Raw genomic sequence first — 15,477 nt, 5'->3', positions numbered from 1 at the left:
GACAGGAGCTCTGGAACATTCGATGTAGGATTCAGGGAAAGGAGTGCTGTCATGCGAATGAAAGGTTTCGCCAAACATTATTATCTGATGCTGATCCCGGGATTTCTATGGCTGTTCGTCTTCAGCATCGTTCCGATGTTCGGCATCGTCATTTCGTTCCAATATTTTAATCCTGGCAAAGGTATACTGGGCTCGGATTGGGCGGGGCTTGAGCACTTCAAGTATATGTTATTGCTGAAGGATACACAGGAAGTCTTTATCAATACGCTTGTCATCGCGTCCATGAAGATTGTCGCTAATCTGATTGCGCCTCTGCTGTTTGCACTCATGCTCAATGAGCTGCGTCTGATGATTCTCAGACGTTGGATTCAGACCATTGTTTATCTGCCTCACTTTTTATCCTGGGTTATTCTGGGGGGCATTGTACTTGATCTGTTCTCCTACAACGGCCCCGTCAATCAATTGACTGCTTTGTTCGGATTCCAGCCCAAGCTGTTCTTTGCCGATTCCCAGCTGTTCCCGTTCCTCGTTGTCGGCAGTGACGTTTGGAAGGAATTCGGTTTTGGTACCATTATCTATCTTGCGGCGCTGACCGGAATTAACCCGGCACTGTACGAAGCCGCCAACATCGATGGCGCGGGACGCTGGAGAAGTCTCTGGCATATCACGCTGCCCGGGATTCGCACGACAGCCGTATTGCTTACGGTACTCAGCTTGGGTAATGTGCTTAACGCGGGTTTCGACCAGATCTTCAACCTGTACAACCCGCTCATCTATTCTACAGGTGATATTATTGATACCTGGGTCTATCGAACAGGTTTGCTCAACCTGCAATATGAACTTGCGACCGCCGTCGGCCTGCTGAAGTCCGTTGTGGGCTTCCTGCTGATATCCGTCTCGTATTATCTGGCATACCGTTTTGTTAACTATCGCATATTCTAAGAATTCATCCGGATGCAAAGCTATTTAAACTCATCCCATTCCAACTAGAGTAGGAGGTGCTGACCTTGGTCAGAGATCGGACGTTCGGCAACCGAGTGACTGATATTATACTGATTGTAGTCCTGATTGGCATTACTTTGTCATGCATCCTGCCGATCTGGTACACGTTCTCCCTTTCGCTTAGCTCCAACTCTGCCGCTGCGGCCGGTAAGGTCTGGCTATGGCCGGTCGATTTCAATCTTAACGCATATGCCCAGATTCTCAATGACAATCAGTTCTTCCGGTCCTTCTGGACCTCGACCCAGCGAGTTCTGCTGGGGGTTATGCTCAATTTTATCACGGTTGTGCTTATGTCTTACCCGCTCTCGCGGACAGCGAGAGAGTTCAAGGGGCGCAATGTGTTCATGTGGATTCTCATTTTCACGATGTTATTTAACGGCGGTCTGATCCCGTTGTATCTGACGGTCAAAGAACTCAACATGCTGAACAGCATCTGGGCACTTGTCCTGGTTGGAGGCGCGCAGACACTCGTCTTCAACGTCATCCTCACGATGAACTTCTTCCGCAACCTGCCCAAGGAGCTGGATGAAGCCGCCCTTGTCGACGGCGCGGGACCCTGGTACATCCTGTTCAAAATCTACATCCCGCTGGCCGTGCCGGTGCTGGCGACCGTCTCGCTGTTCAGTATCGTGTATCACTGGAATGAATTCTTGTACGGTCTGATCTTCATGTCCCGTGAGCAATTCTATCCACTCCAGACGTATATCCAGCAGCTCGTCGTCTCGGTCGATCCATCGACGATGTCCGAGGACCAGTACCGTCGCTTGTCTGAGTTGTCCAACCGGACACTCGATGCCGCCAAGATCTTCATCGCGATGCTGCCCGTCCTCATCGTTTATCCGTTCCTCCAGCGCTTCTTCATCCACGGGATTACGCTGGGTTCGGTTAAAGAGTAGCCGAGTGCGCCCGAATGGCGGTGATCGTTGTGGAACACCGTGTAGTGACTGGCCCTCCCTCCTGTCATCTTCAACGTCAGCATTTGAACAGCTAAAGGGAGATAAAAACAGCGGCATGGTAGGACACAAATATCCTAGAATGCCGCTGTATGTTTCATACTATAACGTCCCTCCGTTAGTATAACTATTCATCATCTCTGCAGTTCCCCAAGGAGTTAATGTACAATGAGGACTGGGCAACTTGATAGCTGTGAAACCTTGTGGCTGACACTTCCAAGCATCATTTCTTTTATGCCCCTTAGCCCACGGCTCCCAATAATAATAAGTTGCTGCTCGGTATCCCTTGAAAAATTCAATATTTCATGTGCAGGATCTCCCTTAAGATGAACTATTTCCGGTTTAATTCCCGCAGATTCTAACTTAGATTTCGCTTGTTGCAACTGTTCCAAACTCGCTTTCTCCATTTCGTTTAATATTTCCTCCAAGAAATTCTCTGGTACATATATCATGCCATTTGATACATATTCCTGGCTGACATTAACTAAGGTAACTTGAGTTTGTTTGTTTTGTGCTATTTCAATGGTTGCATCGAGGAGTTTGTTCGTTATTTCAGCTTTATCAATGGCCACCATAATTTTGTCAAACATATTTATCATCCTTTCCGAGGCAACTCGTAATGATTTCGGCTACCTACAAAACGGTTTCTTGCTGCTCCTATGCCGACTAAAAAGAGTGAGACCGAAGCGCCAAGCAGAATGAAAAGTGGCAGGTTCCAACTATTTGTTGCATCATGCAGATATCCTATAAGGGCAGGACCAATTGCGGCAAGCAGATATCCGATCGATTGCGCCATGCCAGACAGTTCCGCTGCTTGATGCGCATTTTCAGTACGTAACCCGAAAAACATCATGGACAAACTAAAGGCGAAGCCTCCACCAATTCCGAGTATGATGATCCACAACAGAATGATATTGGAGCTTCCATAAAGAAGTCCGAGCGTTCCCGTCAAAAACAAAATGGTTGTGATGACCACTAACAAACGTTGGCTAGACATGCGCCCAGCAATAACGGGAACAATAAAGGTAAATGGAAGCATAGCTAACTGCATGATCGAGAGGTACCATCCTGATTGGCTGGAGTCAATTCCTTGCTCCTTTAAAATTTCAGGCAACCATGCGATCAACACATAGAAAACCATGGACTGTATACCCATAAACAAGGTTACTTGCCAGGCAAGCGGGGAACGCCAAACATTCACATCGTTGCTGGCCATCTGTTGACTCGTCGTGGCTGTTTGCTTCGTTTGATTTCTTAATTGGGGCAACCAACAGAGGATCGATACAAAGCTTAGAATCCCCCACATTCCCAATGCTCCCTGCCATTTTAGCCCTGCGTTTACGGCTAGCGGTACACTGATTCCCGATGCGATTGCTGCACATAAATTCATTGAAATCGAGTAAACACCTGTCATGGAGCCAATTTTATTTGGGAAATCCCGTTTGATTATACTGGGCAATAATACATTACAAACGGCAATTGCAAATCCAAGAACTGCTGTCCCAATAAACAGATTAACTGCGCCAGATAAAGATCGTATTACAATACCAACAGTCAGAAAGATTAGGGCAATCAAAATGATACGCTCAACCCCATACCTTCGTCCTAATTTTGGGACTAGAGGCGATAATAAAGAAAAGGCAAGCAAGGGTACCGTTGTGATCAGGCCTGCTAATGTATTTGTAATATGAACGTCATCCCTTATAAGGCTCACTAAAGGACCAACTGAGGTTAAGGGAGTACGTAAATTAGCTGCAATAACAATAATGCCGAGAATGATTAGCCCTACAGAGGATGGCACGGATTTTTTATTTTGTTTTTTCGGCATCTCTTCATTTCTCCTTCCTGAATTCATACACATTATTTTTTTCTATATGATATTAACATCCGCGCGAACAACAAAAGTATATTATAATATATTTAAATTAACAAGTAATATTTTATAATATACCTTATCTCATCTAAACAACAAAAATACAACTCTGAATTCCCACCATGAATTCGGAGTTGTATTTAATAAGTAGAATTTATCGACTTTTAGAAACCATACTTTAAGGATATATGGAGCACTGTTTCGCTATCCGTATGGTTAGTATAAGAGTGAGGACAATCTGCACGAAAACTGATCGTATCATATTGATTCAATGTATAAATCTCTCCATTGATTTGAATTTCAATGGAGCCCGTCATTACTGTCGCAATTTCAGTTGTATTCACATGATGACCTTCAGGGTGATACGAGCTATTTGGCTGTAAGTAAGCCCGACACATTTCAATATCGTTGCTTTTAAAGACTGGCTCAATGATCCAATTCTTTTGATCATTAGAAAACCGTAGCCCTTCGCCTGCTCGATACAAACTAACAGGGTTTTCTGATTTGAACAAAGCCAATAGCGGTAAAGATATGCCTTTTGAAATTTTCCATATAATTGCCAAAGTTGGATTTGTATCACCACGTTCGATATTCCCCAGTGTAAGTTTGCTTACGCCCGTAATTTCCGCTAAATCGTCTAAACTCATATTTTTTTCTTTTCTATACTTTTTCAAGGCACCGCCCATTTGTAATACAATTTGTTTTGTTTCATCGACTTCATCCATTTGATATTCACCTCAACCTTTAACTTTATAGCTAGTATATTGTTTATCTAGACTCTTTTCCATACGATTAATATTTGATGGTGGACTACACACCTATGCAAATAAATTATGATTTCTATGTAAAATAATCTGCCCGTTCATCGCGCTCGTTTCTGGATTGTCGTAGATCTAAGGCGTAGAACAGTTTATCGTATCGGGCATTGCCGACGGCTTTTTCAATATTGGCATGAGGACTGTGCTGCTTTTTGTACAAACGATAAATTTTCCATGTTTGCTACATCTAAGATACGAAACAACACAGCGTCCGCCATATTATCAACTTCCTCTTACCCTGTAATTCTAACATAACGCAATATTTTCATTTCAGTCGGCATCGTAACGTAAAATTCTAAATTTCTCTTTATCGCCAGTTTTCACGCCATTCGCACACGCGATATCCCCAGTAGCTCGCCTTTATCGACTCAGGCCTGCTTCGATGCGGCAAGGCAAATCCCTTTATAATATGTTGTTATGAGATGTTATAGCTTGATGAATTAGAGCCAGTGATAGTTCGTTTTAGAAAGGCAGCCGATCACTTTGTTCGGCTGCCTTTTTGTTTTTATGAACTATCGTTTCCCGCTAGTTTATATTCTTGTATTCGGGAGCTTACGGCTTACACAGTCTGCCTTTTATCGCTTCTTTCCTGCTTCATTTTTTCTTTCTGCCCGTCTTCTTGTATCTGTCCGGTTTCTGCTCCCTACCTCATTACTAATGTACTTTACAGTTTGGTTCATTCTCATTTTATGCGAGCCTTTGACGAGAATCGTCGTGCTCGGTGTAGTCAATCTGTACAAAGCCGCGTGCAGCGCTCTCCTGTCGTTAAAATGTCTGGCCTGGACGGACGATAACCCTGAACTTACAGCTGCGTTTCGAGCATGTCGGGAGGCTCTGCCGTAGGTTAGAAGATGATGGACCTTATTCCTTGCCGCATAAGCTCCAACGATTTGGTGCCCCTTCTCGGAGTAACGTCCGAGTTCCAGCATATCTCCCAGAACGAAGATCCGTTTCCCCTTGCCGATCTGTGCCAGGACATCGACCGCCGCCTGCGCTGCTTGCGGATTGGCGCTGAAGGTGTCGTCGATCACTTTGACATCTTTTCTAAGCCGGTAGACGACTAGCCGCCGGTCCGGCTTTTGATAGCTCTCCAGCCCTTTTCTTATCGTGTCGACCGAAATGCCGAGCTGCCGTGCAACCCCAATGGCAAAAAGCGCATTGTAGATATTATGCTTGCCGAATGCAGGGATGTGGAAGCGGATCTGTTTTCGGTTAATTTCAACACTGAACGACATCCCGGTTTCCGTGAAGGCGATCCGACTCGCCCGGTACTCCGCTTTTTGATAAAGCGAAACCGTGAATACCTTTCCTCGAAAATCTTTGGTGGTCAAATACCTCGAATTTCGGTCATCCGCATTGAGAAACAGCATTCCGGATTGATTCATGCCTCTGATAAGCTCCGATTTTGCTTGGGCCACTCTTCTGATGCTTCCCCCGAAATTGCCGATATGCGCGGCTCCTACCATGGTGACGACACCGATGTTCGGTTTAATCAGCTGACAGCTTTTTCGGATATGGCCCGCCTTTGACATCCCGTACTCCAGGACGACTGCTCTATGCTTGGACGAAATTTCTTTACTTTGCTTATCAATGTAAGCGGGGAGATTCATATTATCTTTGGTTTTATAGACTTTCCATTTTCTTTCCAAAATCGATGCGATCATTTCCTTGGTCGTCGTTTTTCCGGCGCTACCCGTGACGGCAATCACCGGACGATATTTGGAGCCCAGAATATCATCCCCTTTGCAATCATTCGTACCAAAACATTGTATGTGGCATATGCGGAGCCGTATGGGCCAACTTCCTACCGATTCAGCCCATTTTATGGAAGAGGGATTATGATCGGATTCCGAATCTATGAACTTTTCATAACCTTATTTACCCCACCCGCATTTAAGGTTACTAGAGGGACTTTGGCTCCCGTTTGTCAAACTGGGGTTCGACATGCGAATTTTATTGTATTTGGCATCCGTGGAGATGATTAGGCAGCTTGTCGGATCGCTTCTGTCCAAATTGAGGGGCCTTGGACCTTTAACTCATTCCAATACGATTATGAAATCATATACTGTTTTAACCGCTAGAAAGGAAGTGTTGGATGCATGCAGGAAATTGGCAGAGTTCATTTTCGGGTGGATCATAACGGGGTAGTTAAAGAATTGATATTGTTACAAAATAGAAATGGAAGTATAAACTATATTCCGCTTGAGAAAGAGAGGCACTATTTGAATGCAATAAAGAATCGGGACGTAACAAAAATTTTGACCATTGAACAGATTGGCGATAAATATTATACGAATTACAAAACGCTTCCGGGAAGGCACAGATATACTAAAAAAGATTTGAAGATGATAACCGCTTCGATGTTGAAGCGATTGGAGGGTACGGGCCGACAAAAGATCATCATTCTTTTTTAATGAATGGTTAAAAAAGAATAGTTCGACATGGGAGCCGAAGTATTCAGGGATTAGGATTGTACGATGTGGCCTTTGTATTCGTCTGGAAAACTTTTTCCCACGCGGCTATTCGAAATGAGTCTATAAATTGAAACAGCGACAGCTAAGGACGAGAAATAATGTCCTAGACTGTCGCTGTTTTATTGAACTAACGATCCCGTTAGGTTAAAGGACATCCCAGGTTCTCGAAATCCAAGACTCGGGTATACCATTCCTATACTCCTCTGCGTCTCCACCCAAAGACTTTGACGTGCACGATGGCTTTGGTTACCCAATGCGAGAGCACATACAACACGATGAACAGGATTAGCAAAGGCCTAAATATTAGCACGGCCACAGCCCAGGAAAGCAGAATCTGCCAATTCTTCATTTTTCTCAAAAATTTGCCTGGCCACAAAAATATTTTAAATAACATTTCGTTATGCTGAAGCGCCTCTAGAAATTCATCCTGGTACTGTTTGTCTTCTGGATCTAAGCGAACGGCATTCCGCATATACGTCTCTTTCAGCTTGTATTCCCCACGCTGGCCAGCCGCCAAGCCGAGAAAAAAATATACTTCTGACGATTCCATATTGTTTTTGAGGGCGAGTCTTTCCAACCTAGCAGAATCCTCATAGTTTCTCAGCAACGCTTCCGTATAGCTTAACACAGCCAAATATAATGGTGATTCCGGACGCAGTTCAAGTGCATGCGAAAGTGCCGTCTTCGCTTGGTTTGATTTGCCCTTCTTGTTCAACATATTTGCTTGTAGATAATAATAATAAGGCTCATAGGGATCGATTCGTAAGGCTTCCTGCAGAGCTTCTTCGAAAGCCCGATCCTTATCCGTAGCGTAGTAAACGCTGACCCGCACATACCAGGCCAGCTCCTGCTGCGGCTCCCGGCTAAGCGCCTGGTTCGACCAATGCAGTGCTTTGTCATATTCGTTCATAAATAGGTGAATCTTCGAGATTAGCGCAAAGACATCCGGGTCCTCCGGTTCCTGTCTTATTAGCTGCTCAGCTTCCTTTAATGCTTCTTTATACCGCCTCCATTCAATAAGCTGCTGCGCCTTAGCATAAGCGGCATAATTATGTATGTTCTCCACCTGCGCTATCCCCCCTTATACAATTATGACTTGACACCATGCTTCTTAATGTAATCCAACACGATTTGATAATCACGGTTTACATCACTGAATGTCGCATAATTCTTTGCTGTAGCAAACCAATCCAGCGTCGTTGCCTTGCGGCCTTTTGCCGATCTCTTTAAATCGTCCTGAGTAATAGGCTGGATCTCACCCTTCTCAAAGGTTCGCTCCATGGCTGATTCTACGGCATCCTTGACTAGCTGCTCTAAATCGGCTCCGGAATAAAGCTTCGTCTCTGCAGCAATCTTGGACAGGTTCAGCGAACCCAGCGGCTTGCCGGATAGCTTTAGTTCCAGAATGATTTGCCGCTCTGCCTCTTCAGGCGGCGGTACAAAAACAAGATGGTTAAAGCGCCCGGGACGTCTCAATGCGGAATCAAGGTACCAAGGCGTATTGGTTGCCCCGATGACAAACACGTTATCGTTCTCCGCCTGCAGACCGTCAAGCTCCAGCAATAATTGGTTAACAAGCATGCGGTCATGATGCTGGCGCATTTGATGACGGCTGCCTCCGAGGGCGTCGATTTCATCAATGAAAATAACGCACGGCTTGCTTTCCCGCGCTTTTTCGAATATATCGTGTAAGTTATGCTCGCTCTGGCCAGCATACATGGAAAGAATAGACTGAAGCTCGACATGAAGAAAATTAGCATCGATCTCGCCTGCCACCGCACGTGCCAAAAATGTTTTGCCGCATCCGGGAGGCCCAAACAAGAGCAAGCTCCCTCCAGCTTGTTTGCCGTATGCGGCAAATACTTCCGGCTGCTTCAGAGGCAGTATAAAATTCATTCTGATTTTTTTCTTAACCTCTTCCAGGCCTCCGACGTCGGCAAACGTCTCCTTTGGTTTCTCTGACTCGACAAGCGATTGATCCTCTTTGCTGAAATGAATGAGCTTTAAATTTTTGCGCCTATGCTCTGCTAGTTCATCATGGTCCGACATCCTGCTCTCTCCCCTGTCATATTTTCTCTTAAGAATATCATATTCCCATAAATTAGGGAGTAACTAAACAAAAAAAGACTACTCACAAGAGCAGCCTTTACAGTTAGCTGAACTACTTCCGATAATGATAAACATGAGATACTCATCTAAAAGATGGTTTTATTCTTTAAAATCGAATAATCCTCTGTAAATCAAGTTTGCAGAAACCGGCTTCTTTCCGATTTCTCGTGACCATATAGACAATTGACCGATATGGTGAATTTCGTGGGCGATCACGTGCCGTATCACTTCACCGAATCTAAAGCTTTCCTGCTCCCCGTCTTGGTTTGTATCAAACATGACATGGTCTTCCAAGCTACCATTCCAAGCGTAGACGAAAGGTGCAATTTCCGCATGGCTTCGGGCCGAATAATCTCGTAATCCTTGCACGCTGGCACAATCTTCGAACGAAGGGATATTCAGCTCTCTCCCTTGCAAATCCCCGCACAACCAGGCATATTCGACTGTCACGATGTGATGTAGTGTGTAAAGAATGCTTCCTATGCCGCCGGTGCGCCTTTTCAACAGCTCTTCCTCGCTCACCGTTTCGCACCAGTCAAACCAGTCATTGCGAACTTGCCAGTTATACTCGAATAGTTTCAACATGTCGCCGCCTCCTGAAATAATCAACTTTGTTACTCCTACCATGATTCGCGATATAATCCTGTTATCCTCCGTTTATCGCATAAAGATCTGCAGTGCCCCAACCCAAAATGTTACCGTAACAATCTCATTCACGTTCCCCACCCTCTGCCGGAAGCTGAAACCGTGTCACCTTTGTTAACTGGGATTATTCCTGACTCCTCCACTCGTTAAAAAAATCACTTCAATTATAGGATTGAAACACTGACAGCATAATGTCAGTCTTTAAATGTCCCCGTTAGTTGAAGCTTCTTATGATACAATTACTGTTCAAGACCTTCAAAATTGCGTCGCCAATCAGAACGTCATAACTCTAAAAATAAGTTACAATGACATTTGGTTGTAAGTACCTGTGCCAATCTATATTTCTAGGAGGAATTCATGAAACTCGCTGCCTTTTTTCCTTATCGAAATGATGTAAGAAAGATATTGATCCCTTATTTAAATCAATTGACTGAAGTACAGTGGTATGCATTGCATCCGGATCACCCGAATTCCATCGCTTGGATCGTTGAGCACATCGCTCGCAGCGAAGACGAATGGATTAACGTGATCGTTCTTAAGGAAAAGCAACGCCTGCAACGAGTCTTGGATCACCCTCAGCAAATTTTGCAGGCATATATCGACATTCGGGAGCATACAGACCTTAAACTCAACTCTATGGAATACGATGAACATGAGCCTGCAGTACAGCTACCTCGTTTTTCAGACGGTTGGGAACCGCCTTCACCGCCGACGCTGCGATGGATTTTCCATCATGTTTTTGATCATGAGTCGTATCATGTCGGTCAAATCGGCGTCATCGCACGTTTGAACGGATTCGCCGGCCCCCTCTTCTGAACGTATAGAAGATTTCGTTTTCTTAACAGGAAAGGTGGAGCCCCTGTTGACTCGTGTTTTAGCGACTTATATATTCTTTCTCACGACATCATCAACTAAGAATTGTTATATAATTATTTTAATCCTCTTGTAAAATCCCTTATTTTTTCAGAGATTTCTTTTGGATGGGAACGATATAAATAATGTCCCGCGTCCAACAAGACCATTTCTCCATGTACAGACTCCTCTATTTGCTTCTCATGTTCGGGGATCCATCGGTCCGTCACAGGGTGATTCGCTTGGACAAAGAAAAGGACTGGTAAGTTGGTAGGAAAAGTAAGCTGCTCTGCTGCTTCAAAGTTGGAATACATGCTCACCGCCTCATTTAATTGAGTGCTGTTATACATGTTTTTGCGTATCAACATGTTCAATTGTTCTTTGGTTTGTTGATCATACGGCAGTCCTTCATAAGGGTCAGCGCTTAGTTTCAATTGTAAACGGGCGAAGCCCAAATTGCGGAACCATTTAACCGGTTCTGTGTCTGACGAATCAATCTTCTGTTCACTCAGCGTGGGAACACTGCTATCCAGCCCGATAAACGCTCTCACTTCGTTTGGATATTGGTTTACATAATCCAGACTATAGATCCCCGAAATAGAATGACCCATAAGAATATAACGATTGATATGGAGACTTTGTAACGCTTCATGAATTTCGCTTACGATATTTTCTGTACTGCGCTCCTTCTGGGTTTGATCGCTCAAACCGTAACCAAAAGGTTCAATCACGACGACTTTATAATAAGGGATTAACTCTGATAGAAGTGGCTTAAAATCAAGTGCAGGTGCTGCTGTTCCATAACCAGGAAGAATCACTATGGTTTCTTCACCTTGACCTTGAATGAAAACATTCATCTGTTTTCCATCTACGGATACATGCTGACCGTATTGTTCCATTCTTTTTTGTTCTGTAAGACCGCTGATTTTATTTACGGTATAGACGATTGCGATAAAAAGTAGGATGGCTACAACTACTGCGACGATTACTTTAAGCAAAATATGTAGTACTCTCTTTGTTTTTGTACTATACCTTACTTCCTTTCCTGCTGCTTGTGTCAAACTCTTCAGCTCCTCTTGTTATTGTTATCTGTACAATGCCCTTGTGGTCCACTCATCCAAGTCTAGCCAACCAAGATGTCCTCTCAATGAATGCAATATGAACGGAGCATGAACAAAGTTTTTCGGCAATCGGCAGAAGAAATTTGTACCGATAAAACAAAAAAGCCGCTAAAATAGCGACTTTAATGGGTTATTACCGATTGATATTATGCATAATTGCACTGTACAGAAAATCTGCGAAATCCTCATGACTATATGAATTAAAATAGTTTCTGAAACGTGTATCGAATTTGTAGGTATTAGCCATGCAAGTCAGTAATTCTGCGTCGCAAGTCATGAATTGCATTAGATTTTTTTTCCACTCCTCGATTAATCGCTGAACTTCATTGGAAGAAGGATCCTGATCGACTAAAGACGCGATTTGTTTGAATATTCCTTCCATGGACCGAAAACGTTCCTCTTTTTCATCGAGTGATATTGTATCCAACGTTTCATTAAACTTTTGATACGCCTCTGTTTCACCATAAATGAATTTGGCTTCATTTGCATATTGCTCTTTCAATGGCAGAACGGAAGAATTGTTGAAGATTTGCAAATGACTAATATCATTACCCGAAACATATTCCTCGAGAGCGACCATGATGGTTTCTATTCTTTGTTTTCTTGATTGTAAGGTTTGTCTCTGATTCTTTACTATTTGTTTTTGTTCTTGTCGGGTCAGTTTTAAAATGTCCGCAATTTCTTTCAAGGAAAAATCCAGTTCCTTTAAGAATAAAATGGTCTGAAGTTTTTCCAAACTGCTTCGTTCATATAAGCGATACCCTTTTTCCGTCAGGTGTGTCGGTTTGAACAAATGAATACGGTCGTAATAATGCAGGGTGCGAGCGGTAATGCCGGTAATCTGGACGATATCTTTAACTGCTAATAATGGTTTCTTCATTCCAATACTCTTCTACTTCGTCTAGTATTTGAGCGGCAGGCGTTATCGTAGCCTCGAAAATCGTTTTCCCTGTTTTTCGTAAATAATATTGGATTAAATGATATCCGCAAGCGTATCCGGCACTATAAGGCATGTTGACGGGTTTTGAATTTTGAAGTTTTGCGATCTCGTCACCGTAAAGATACGGAGCAATTTGATCGAACCCTGTTAATTGCAGATGCTCTCTAAGCACTGGCTTTATGCGCCTGTTAAGCGTTTCTGCGTTTGTTTTCGTTACCCAAGGACCGAGCAATTCTTCTCCAAACATGAACGTAGCATAGTTTTCGGCCAAGCCTTCACTTACAATGAGCTCGCCCAAGTTAACGGTGTGATCCCACTGAATAAATTGATATCGCACATTATGGTTGCACTCGTGCGCCAGGGCAGCCTTCATTCGAGGAATCGTGTACTCATTTGGCAAGATTGTACCCCAAATAAACCCGGGAATGCCCCCAAAACCGCTATATCCTTCGTTTATGGTTAAGGCACGGCTTTCCGGATTTCCTAGTTGAATGGTAAACAAATATTCGGAAACGGGGAGGTTAATTTCATGCTCTACAAATAGATGTAGGCTTTTCTTTACAGCATGCTCGCACGCTAACCAAAATGATTCGGACGATATCAGCTCGATCTCTGCCGAAATCTGAGAGGTAATTTGATCAGGAGATCGATGCATCATACTATTGAACGTAATAACGTCAAAACCGTTGTCCTCTTCAGCTTTAAAAGGAATCTGTTGAATTTGCCATTGTTTCTTAAAGGGAGCCATCATTTCGTTTCTGAACAATTCAAGCTTTTCCTCGGGCGAAGCTTGGGCCACTTTTTGATAAATATGATCTGATCGCAGTGATTTAATCTTCATTTCTCTCACTCCTAGTTATGGATTCATTGAGAAATTATGCACTATGACCTAACGTCATAGTCAAGAACTTTTATCCCGACTTTGGGTACATCTTCCGCTGATCGAAAGAAGACCTTAACACATCATCATCATATTTGAAAAAAAGAAACCGATGAAAGGTCGACTTTAGATATATTCATTTATTATATCTCCTCAGCGCGTAACAAAAAAAATAAAACCTCCATGATCCAGAAGTTTTATTTTGTAGAATAATCCTTATTCAACTAAAATTCCCGCCATATATACATCATCAATTTTATCTTTGCTAACATCGCTTACAATAAAACCATGATGGTCAAGACCATAACCCGATTTTAAAATCCTATTTCAATCGCCGCCTTATTTCTTACCCCAGCATTTTCCTAATTATATCACCAAAAAAACATCTGGCCTAAAAAGTGAGTTAAGACGCTCCCATCGGCTTTTTTTCAAAATGGCTTAACGACCATAAGCACCAATATGGCAATCATCAGCAGCTGCGCTGCCGTCTCGACGGGTGTGATCTTTTTTATGAGCAGTCCGAACTCGGCGGGTATTTCATTACCCTGATCTTGACTTTCCGATATGATCTTTATGACCTTTTTTATACGCGGTTCGATCCATCCGTCGATGAGGACGATCATGAGGAGCGATAAAAGGATGGATACATTCAGCCACATTTGGGATAACCCCATCTTGGTTATGATCATAAGCCAAACCCCGGTTACAATAAGTACACTTCCGCCAATTTTAGGCATGATGGCAAGCTTGGTCGTTATACCAAAAGTAAAGTGCAGCTGGCCGACGGTTCTAGCGAATCTACGAATGATGGGCATCACGAAAGCCGGGCCAATGATGGCAATCGAAGCCAATATATGCAAAACGAGCAGTAATCCAAACAAACCTATGCTCCCCCTTCTTCTAAGTGCACCGTAATATTGTTTTGATAGGCTAGACCGACCCTTTTTCTTTTAAACGCTCCCCCGAGCTCAATATGGTCCAGCATACATCTTGCGACATCGTCATAAGTAACATTCAGCTCTTGAAATCGGCTGAACAAGTGACCGGCGATATCTGCCTCGGAATATTCCTTGATCGCCTCTGGAATCGGAACAGGCAAGGTTTCCGTTGTTACATGCAGATGAACCGGCTCTGAATGCTCACTCGAATCCATCATGGTCCCCGGACACATAACGGACCAATCGAGCCCAGTCTGTTGCAGCCTTTCGTAATTCCGATTGTGATTTTTATACTCAGGCGGGAAGCCGGGTAAATGGTTGCCGATAAGATCGGTATATGGAATATCCAGCAGTCCCGCTCCTCCCATCATCCATACCCGCCCAGAGAAACTAGGCTCTAATTCACATTGGCTTATAATGGTATCGACGATACGAACAAACTCTTCTCCCTGGCCCGCATGGCCGGCTGCAATAATAGCGGCGTTTTGATGCGCGAGCGCCTCACCGATGCTGACCGGGTCCATCATATCGTCCACGATCACCTTCACGTGCTTTGCGGAATGCATACCTAGCTGATCATAAAGCTTCTCAGCATTTCGCACATAGGCGGTCATTTCATGCCCCATTTTTATCCCTTGTACCAGCACTCTTTTCCCTGTATTCCCCGTCGCTCCGAAAACAATAATTTTCATTGTTCTTTCCTCCTCATTCATGGCCCCTAATATTTGGTTAACTCAAGCTTAGCATCGCTTCAAAATGATGTTAAGAACCCACTTTAAAGTAGGGTGCTTACTTAAAAGTAAGCATGACGGAAAGGGATGCCCTAAGAATACGCAAGAGCTCGGGAGGTCGGGACGTCGGGAATATTCTAA

Annotated in this window: 16 protein-coding genes; 4 read left to right on the top strand and 12 right to left on the bottom strand. The window is 43.7% G+C overall.

Annotated features, from left to right (window positions below; all coding sequences use genetic code 11):
* The first annotated feature begins 51 nt into the window (after window positions 1-51).
* Both ACETK5_RS11320 and ACETK5_RS11315 read left to right on the top strand, forming a co-directional pair.
* Window positions 52-942 carry an ABC transporter permease gene (locus tag ACETK5_RS11320; protein ID WP_394055674.1) on the top strand — a complete coding sequence of 297 codons (891 nt, stop codon included), beginning with the start codon at window positions 52-54 and terminating at the stop codon, window positions 940-942.
* 65 nt (window positions 943-1,007) lie between these two features.
* A complete protein-coding gene (locus tag ACETK5_RS11315) occupies window positions 1,008-1,898 on the top strand; it encodes a carbohydrate ABC transporter permease (RefSeq protein ID WP_100537313.1) in 891 nt (296 codons plus the stop codon).
* A 215-nt stretch (window positions 1,899-2,113) separates the two neighbouring features.
* Here ACETK5_RS11315 and ACETK5_RS11310 read toward each other — a convergent pair whose 3' ends face one another.
* The 4 genes from ACETK5_RS11310 to ACETK5_RS11295 form a co-directional block, all read right to left on the bottom strand.
* Window positions 2,114-2,545, bottom strand: a complete 432-nt coding sequence (locus ACETK5_RS11310; RefSeq protein ID WP_394055672.1) for a universal stress protein — start codon at window positions 2,543-2,545, stop codon at window positions 2,114-2,116.
* A gap of 5 nt (window positions 2,546-2,550) precedes the next feature.
* On the bottom strand, window positions 2,551-3,783 hold the full coding sequence (locus ACETK5_RS11305) for a CynX/NimT family MFS transporter (protein ID WP_243390699.1): 1,233 nt from the start codon (window positions 3,781-3,783) through the stop codon (window positions 2,551-2,553).
* A 209-nt stretch (window positions 3,784-3,992) separates the two neighbouring features.
* Window positions 3,993-4,553, bottom strand: coding sequence for a helix-turn-helix domain-containing protein (locus ACETK5_RS11300; protein ID WP_100537316.1), 561 nt, complete (start codon window positions 4,551-4,553; stop codon window positions 3,993-3,995).
* Window positions 4,554-5,221: 668 nt separating this feature from the next.
* The gene (locus tag ACETK5_RS11295) at window positions 5,222-6,355 is read right to left on the bottom strand and encodes a UDP-N-acetylmuramoyl-tripeptide--D-alanyl-D-alanine ligase (RefSeq protein ID WP_326120830.1); all 1,134 of its coding nucleotides are present in this window, start codon (window positions 6,353-6,355) and stop codon (window positions 5,222-5,224) included.
* Window positions 6,356-6,745: 390 nt separating this feature from the next.
* Between ACETK5_RS11295 and ACETK5_RS11290 the strand changes: the two genes are divergently transcribed.
* Window positions 6,746-7,060: a hypothetical protein gene (locus ACETK5_RS11290; RefSeq protein ID WP_326113564.1), complete on the top strand. Its 315-nt coding sequence runs from the start codon at window positions 6,746-6,748 to the stop codon at window positions 7,058-7,060.
* A gap of 253 nt (window positions 7,061-7,313) precedes the next feature.
* Here ACETK5_RS11290 and ACETK5_RS11285 read toward each other — a convergent pair whose 3' ends face one another.
* From ACETK5_RS11285 to ACETK5_RS11275, 3 genes are all read right to left on the bottom strand, one after another.
* On the bottom strand, window positions 7,314-8,186 hold the full coding sequence (locus ACETK5_RS11285; protein ID WP_326120831.1) for a tetratricopeptide repeat protein: 873 nt from the start codon (window positions 8,184-8,186) through the stop codon (window positions 7,314-7,316).
* 23 nt (window positions 8,187-8,209) lie between these two features.
* The gene (locus ACETK5_RS11280) at window positions 8,210-9,169 is read right to left on the bottom strand and encodes an ATP-binding protein (protein ID WP_100537319.1); all 960 of its coding nucleotides are present in this window, start codon (window positions 9,167-9,169) and stop codon (window positions 8,210-8,212) included.
* 159 nt (window positions 9,170-9,328) lie between these two features.
* On the bottom strand, window positions 9,329-9,814 hold the full coding sequence (locus ACETK5_RS11275) for a DinB family protein (protein WP_394055668.1): 486 nt from the start codon (window positions 9,812-9,814) through the stop codon (window positions 9,329-9,331).
* A 417-nt stretch (window positions 9,815-10,231) separates the two neighbouring features.
* On the opposite strand from ACETK5_RS11275, the gene ACETK5_RS11270 reads away from it, so the two are divergent.
* The gene (locus ACETK5_RS11270; RefSeq protein ID WP_394055666.1) at window positions 10,232-10,690 is read left to right on the top strand and encodes a DinB family protein; all 459 of its coding nucleotides are present in this window, start codon (window positions 10,232-10,234) and stop codon (window positions 10,688-10,690) included.
* Window positions 10,691-10,803: 113 nt separating this feature from the next.
* Here the strand turns inward: ACETK5_RS11270 and ACETK5_RS11265 are convergent, their stop codons facing one another.
* The 5 genes from ACETK5_RS11265 to ACETK5_RS11245 all read right to left on the bottom strand — a co-directional run bounded on the left by ACETK5_RS11265 (window position 10,804) and on the right by ACETK5_RS11245 (window position 15,297).
* The gene (locus ACETK5_RS11265; RefSeq protein WP_394055664.1) at window positions 10,804-11,787 is read right to left on the bottom strand and encodes an alpha/beta fold hydrolase; all 984 of its coding nucleotides are present in this window, start codon (window positions 11,785-11,787) and stop codon (window positions 10,804-10,806) included.
* Between the two features lie 193 nt (window positions 11,788-11,980).
* Complete coding sequence (locus tag ACETK5_RS11260; protein WP_394055663.1) at window positions 11,981-12,727, bottom strand: MerR family transcriptional regulator; 747 nt, start codon at window positions 12,725-12,727, stop codon at window positions 11,981-11,983.
* Window positions 12,702-13,628, bottom strand: coding sequence for a DUF2268 domain-containing putative Zn-dependent protease (locus tag ACETK5_RS11255; protein WP_394055661.1), 927 nt, complete (start codon window positions 13,626-13,628; stop codon window positions 12,702-12,704). The genes ACETK5_RS11260 and ACETK5_RS11255 overlap by 26 nt, the downstream gene beginning before the upstream one ends.
* A 467-nt stretch (window positions 13,629-14,095) precedes the next feature.
* Window positions 14,096-14,554 carry a DUF2269 family protein gene (locus tag ACETK5_RS11250; RefSeq protein WP_326113757.1) on the bottom strand — a complete coding sequence of 153 codons (459 nt, stop codon included), beginning with the start codon at window positions 14,552-14,554 and terminating at the stop codon, window positions 14,096-14,098.
* Window positions 14,551-15,297, bottom strand: coding sequence for an NAD(P)-dependent oxidoreductase (locus tag ACETK5_RS11245; protein WP_394055659.1), 747 nt, complete (start codon window positions 15,295-15,297; stop codon window positions 14,551-14,553). Before ACETK5_RS11245 ends, ACETK5_RS11250 begins: the two co-directional genes overlap by 4 nt.
* Between the last annotated feature and the right edge of the window lie 180 nt (window positions 15,298-15,477).

The organism is Paenibacillus ilasis (genome assembly GCF_043195395.1).
Taxonomy (GTDB): Bacteria; Bacillota; Bacilli; order Paenibacillales; family Paenibacillaceae; genus Paenibacillus_AQ; species Paenibacillus_AQ lautus.
This window is presented reverse-complemented; position numbering and strand designations above follow the sequence as displayed.

What these genes read in the sequence shown, in the direction of transcription:
- ACETK5_RS11280 (WP_100537319.1), bottom strand. Translation starts at nt 9,169, where the DNA reads ATGTCGGACCATGATGAACTAGCAGAGCATAGGCGCAAAAATTTAAAG.
- ACETK5_RS11270 (WP_394055666.1), top strand. Translation starts at nt 10,232, where the DNA reads ATGAAACTCGCTGCCTTTTTTCCTTATCGAAATGATGTAAGAAAGATA.
- ACETK5_RS11275 (WP_394055668.1), bottom strand. Translation starts at nt 9,814, where the DNA reads ATGTTGAAACTATTCGAGTATAACTGGCAAGTTCGCAATGACTGGTTT.
- ACETK5_RS11310 (WP_394055672.1), bottom strand. Translation starts at nt 2,545, where the DNA reads ATGTTTGACAAAATTATGGTGGCCATTGATAAAGCTGAAATAACGAAC.
- ACETK5_RS11305 (WP_243390699.1), bottom strand. Translation starts at nt 3,783, where the DNA reads ATGCCGAAAAAACAAAATAAAAAATCCGTGCCATCCTCTGTAGGGCTA.
- ACETK5_RS11300 (WP_100537316.1), bottom strand. Translation starts at nt 4,553, where the DNA reads ATGGATGAAGTCGATGAAACAAAACAAATTGTATTACAAATGGGCGGT.
- ACETK5_RS11260 (WP_394055663.1), bottom strand. Translation starts at nt 12,727, where the DNA reads ATGAAGAAACCATTATTAGCAGTTAAAGATATCGTCCAGATTACCGGC.
- ACETK5_RS11290 (WP_326113564.1), top strand. Translation starts at nt 6,746, where the DNA reads ATGCAGGAAATTGGCAGAGTTCATTTTCGGGTGGATCATAACGGGGTA.
- ACETK5_RS11320 (WP_394055674.1), top strand. Translation starts at nt 52, where the DNA reads ATGCGAATGAAAGGTTTCGCCAAACATTATTATCTGATGCTGATCCCG.
- ACETK5_RS11255 (WP_394055661.1), bottom strand. Translation starts at nt 13,628, where the DNA reads ATGAAGATTAAATCACTGCGATCAGATCATATTTATCAAAAAGTGGCC.
- ACETK5_RS11245 (WP_394055659.1), bottom strand. Translation starts at nt 15,297, where the DNA reads ATGAAAATTATTGTTTTCGGAGCGACGGGGAATACAGGGAAAAGAGTG.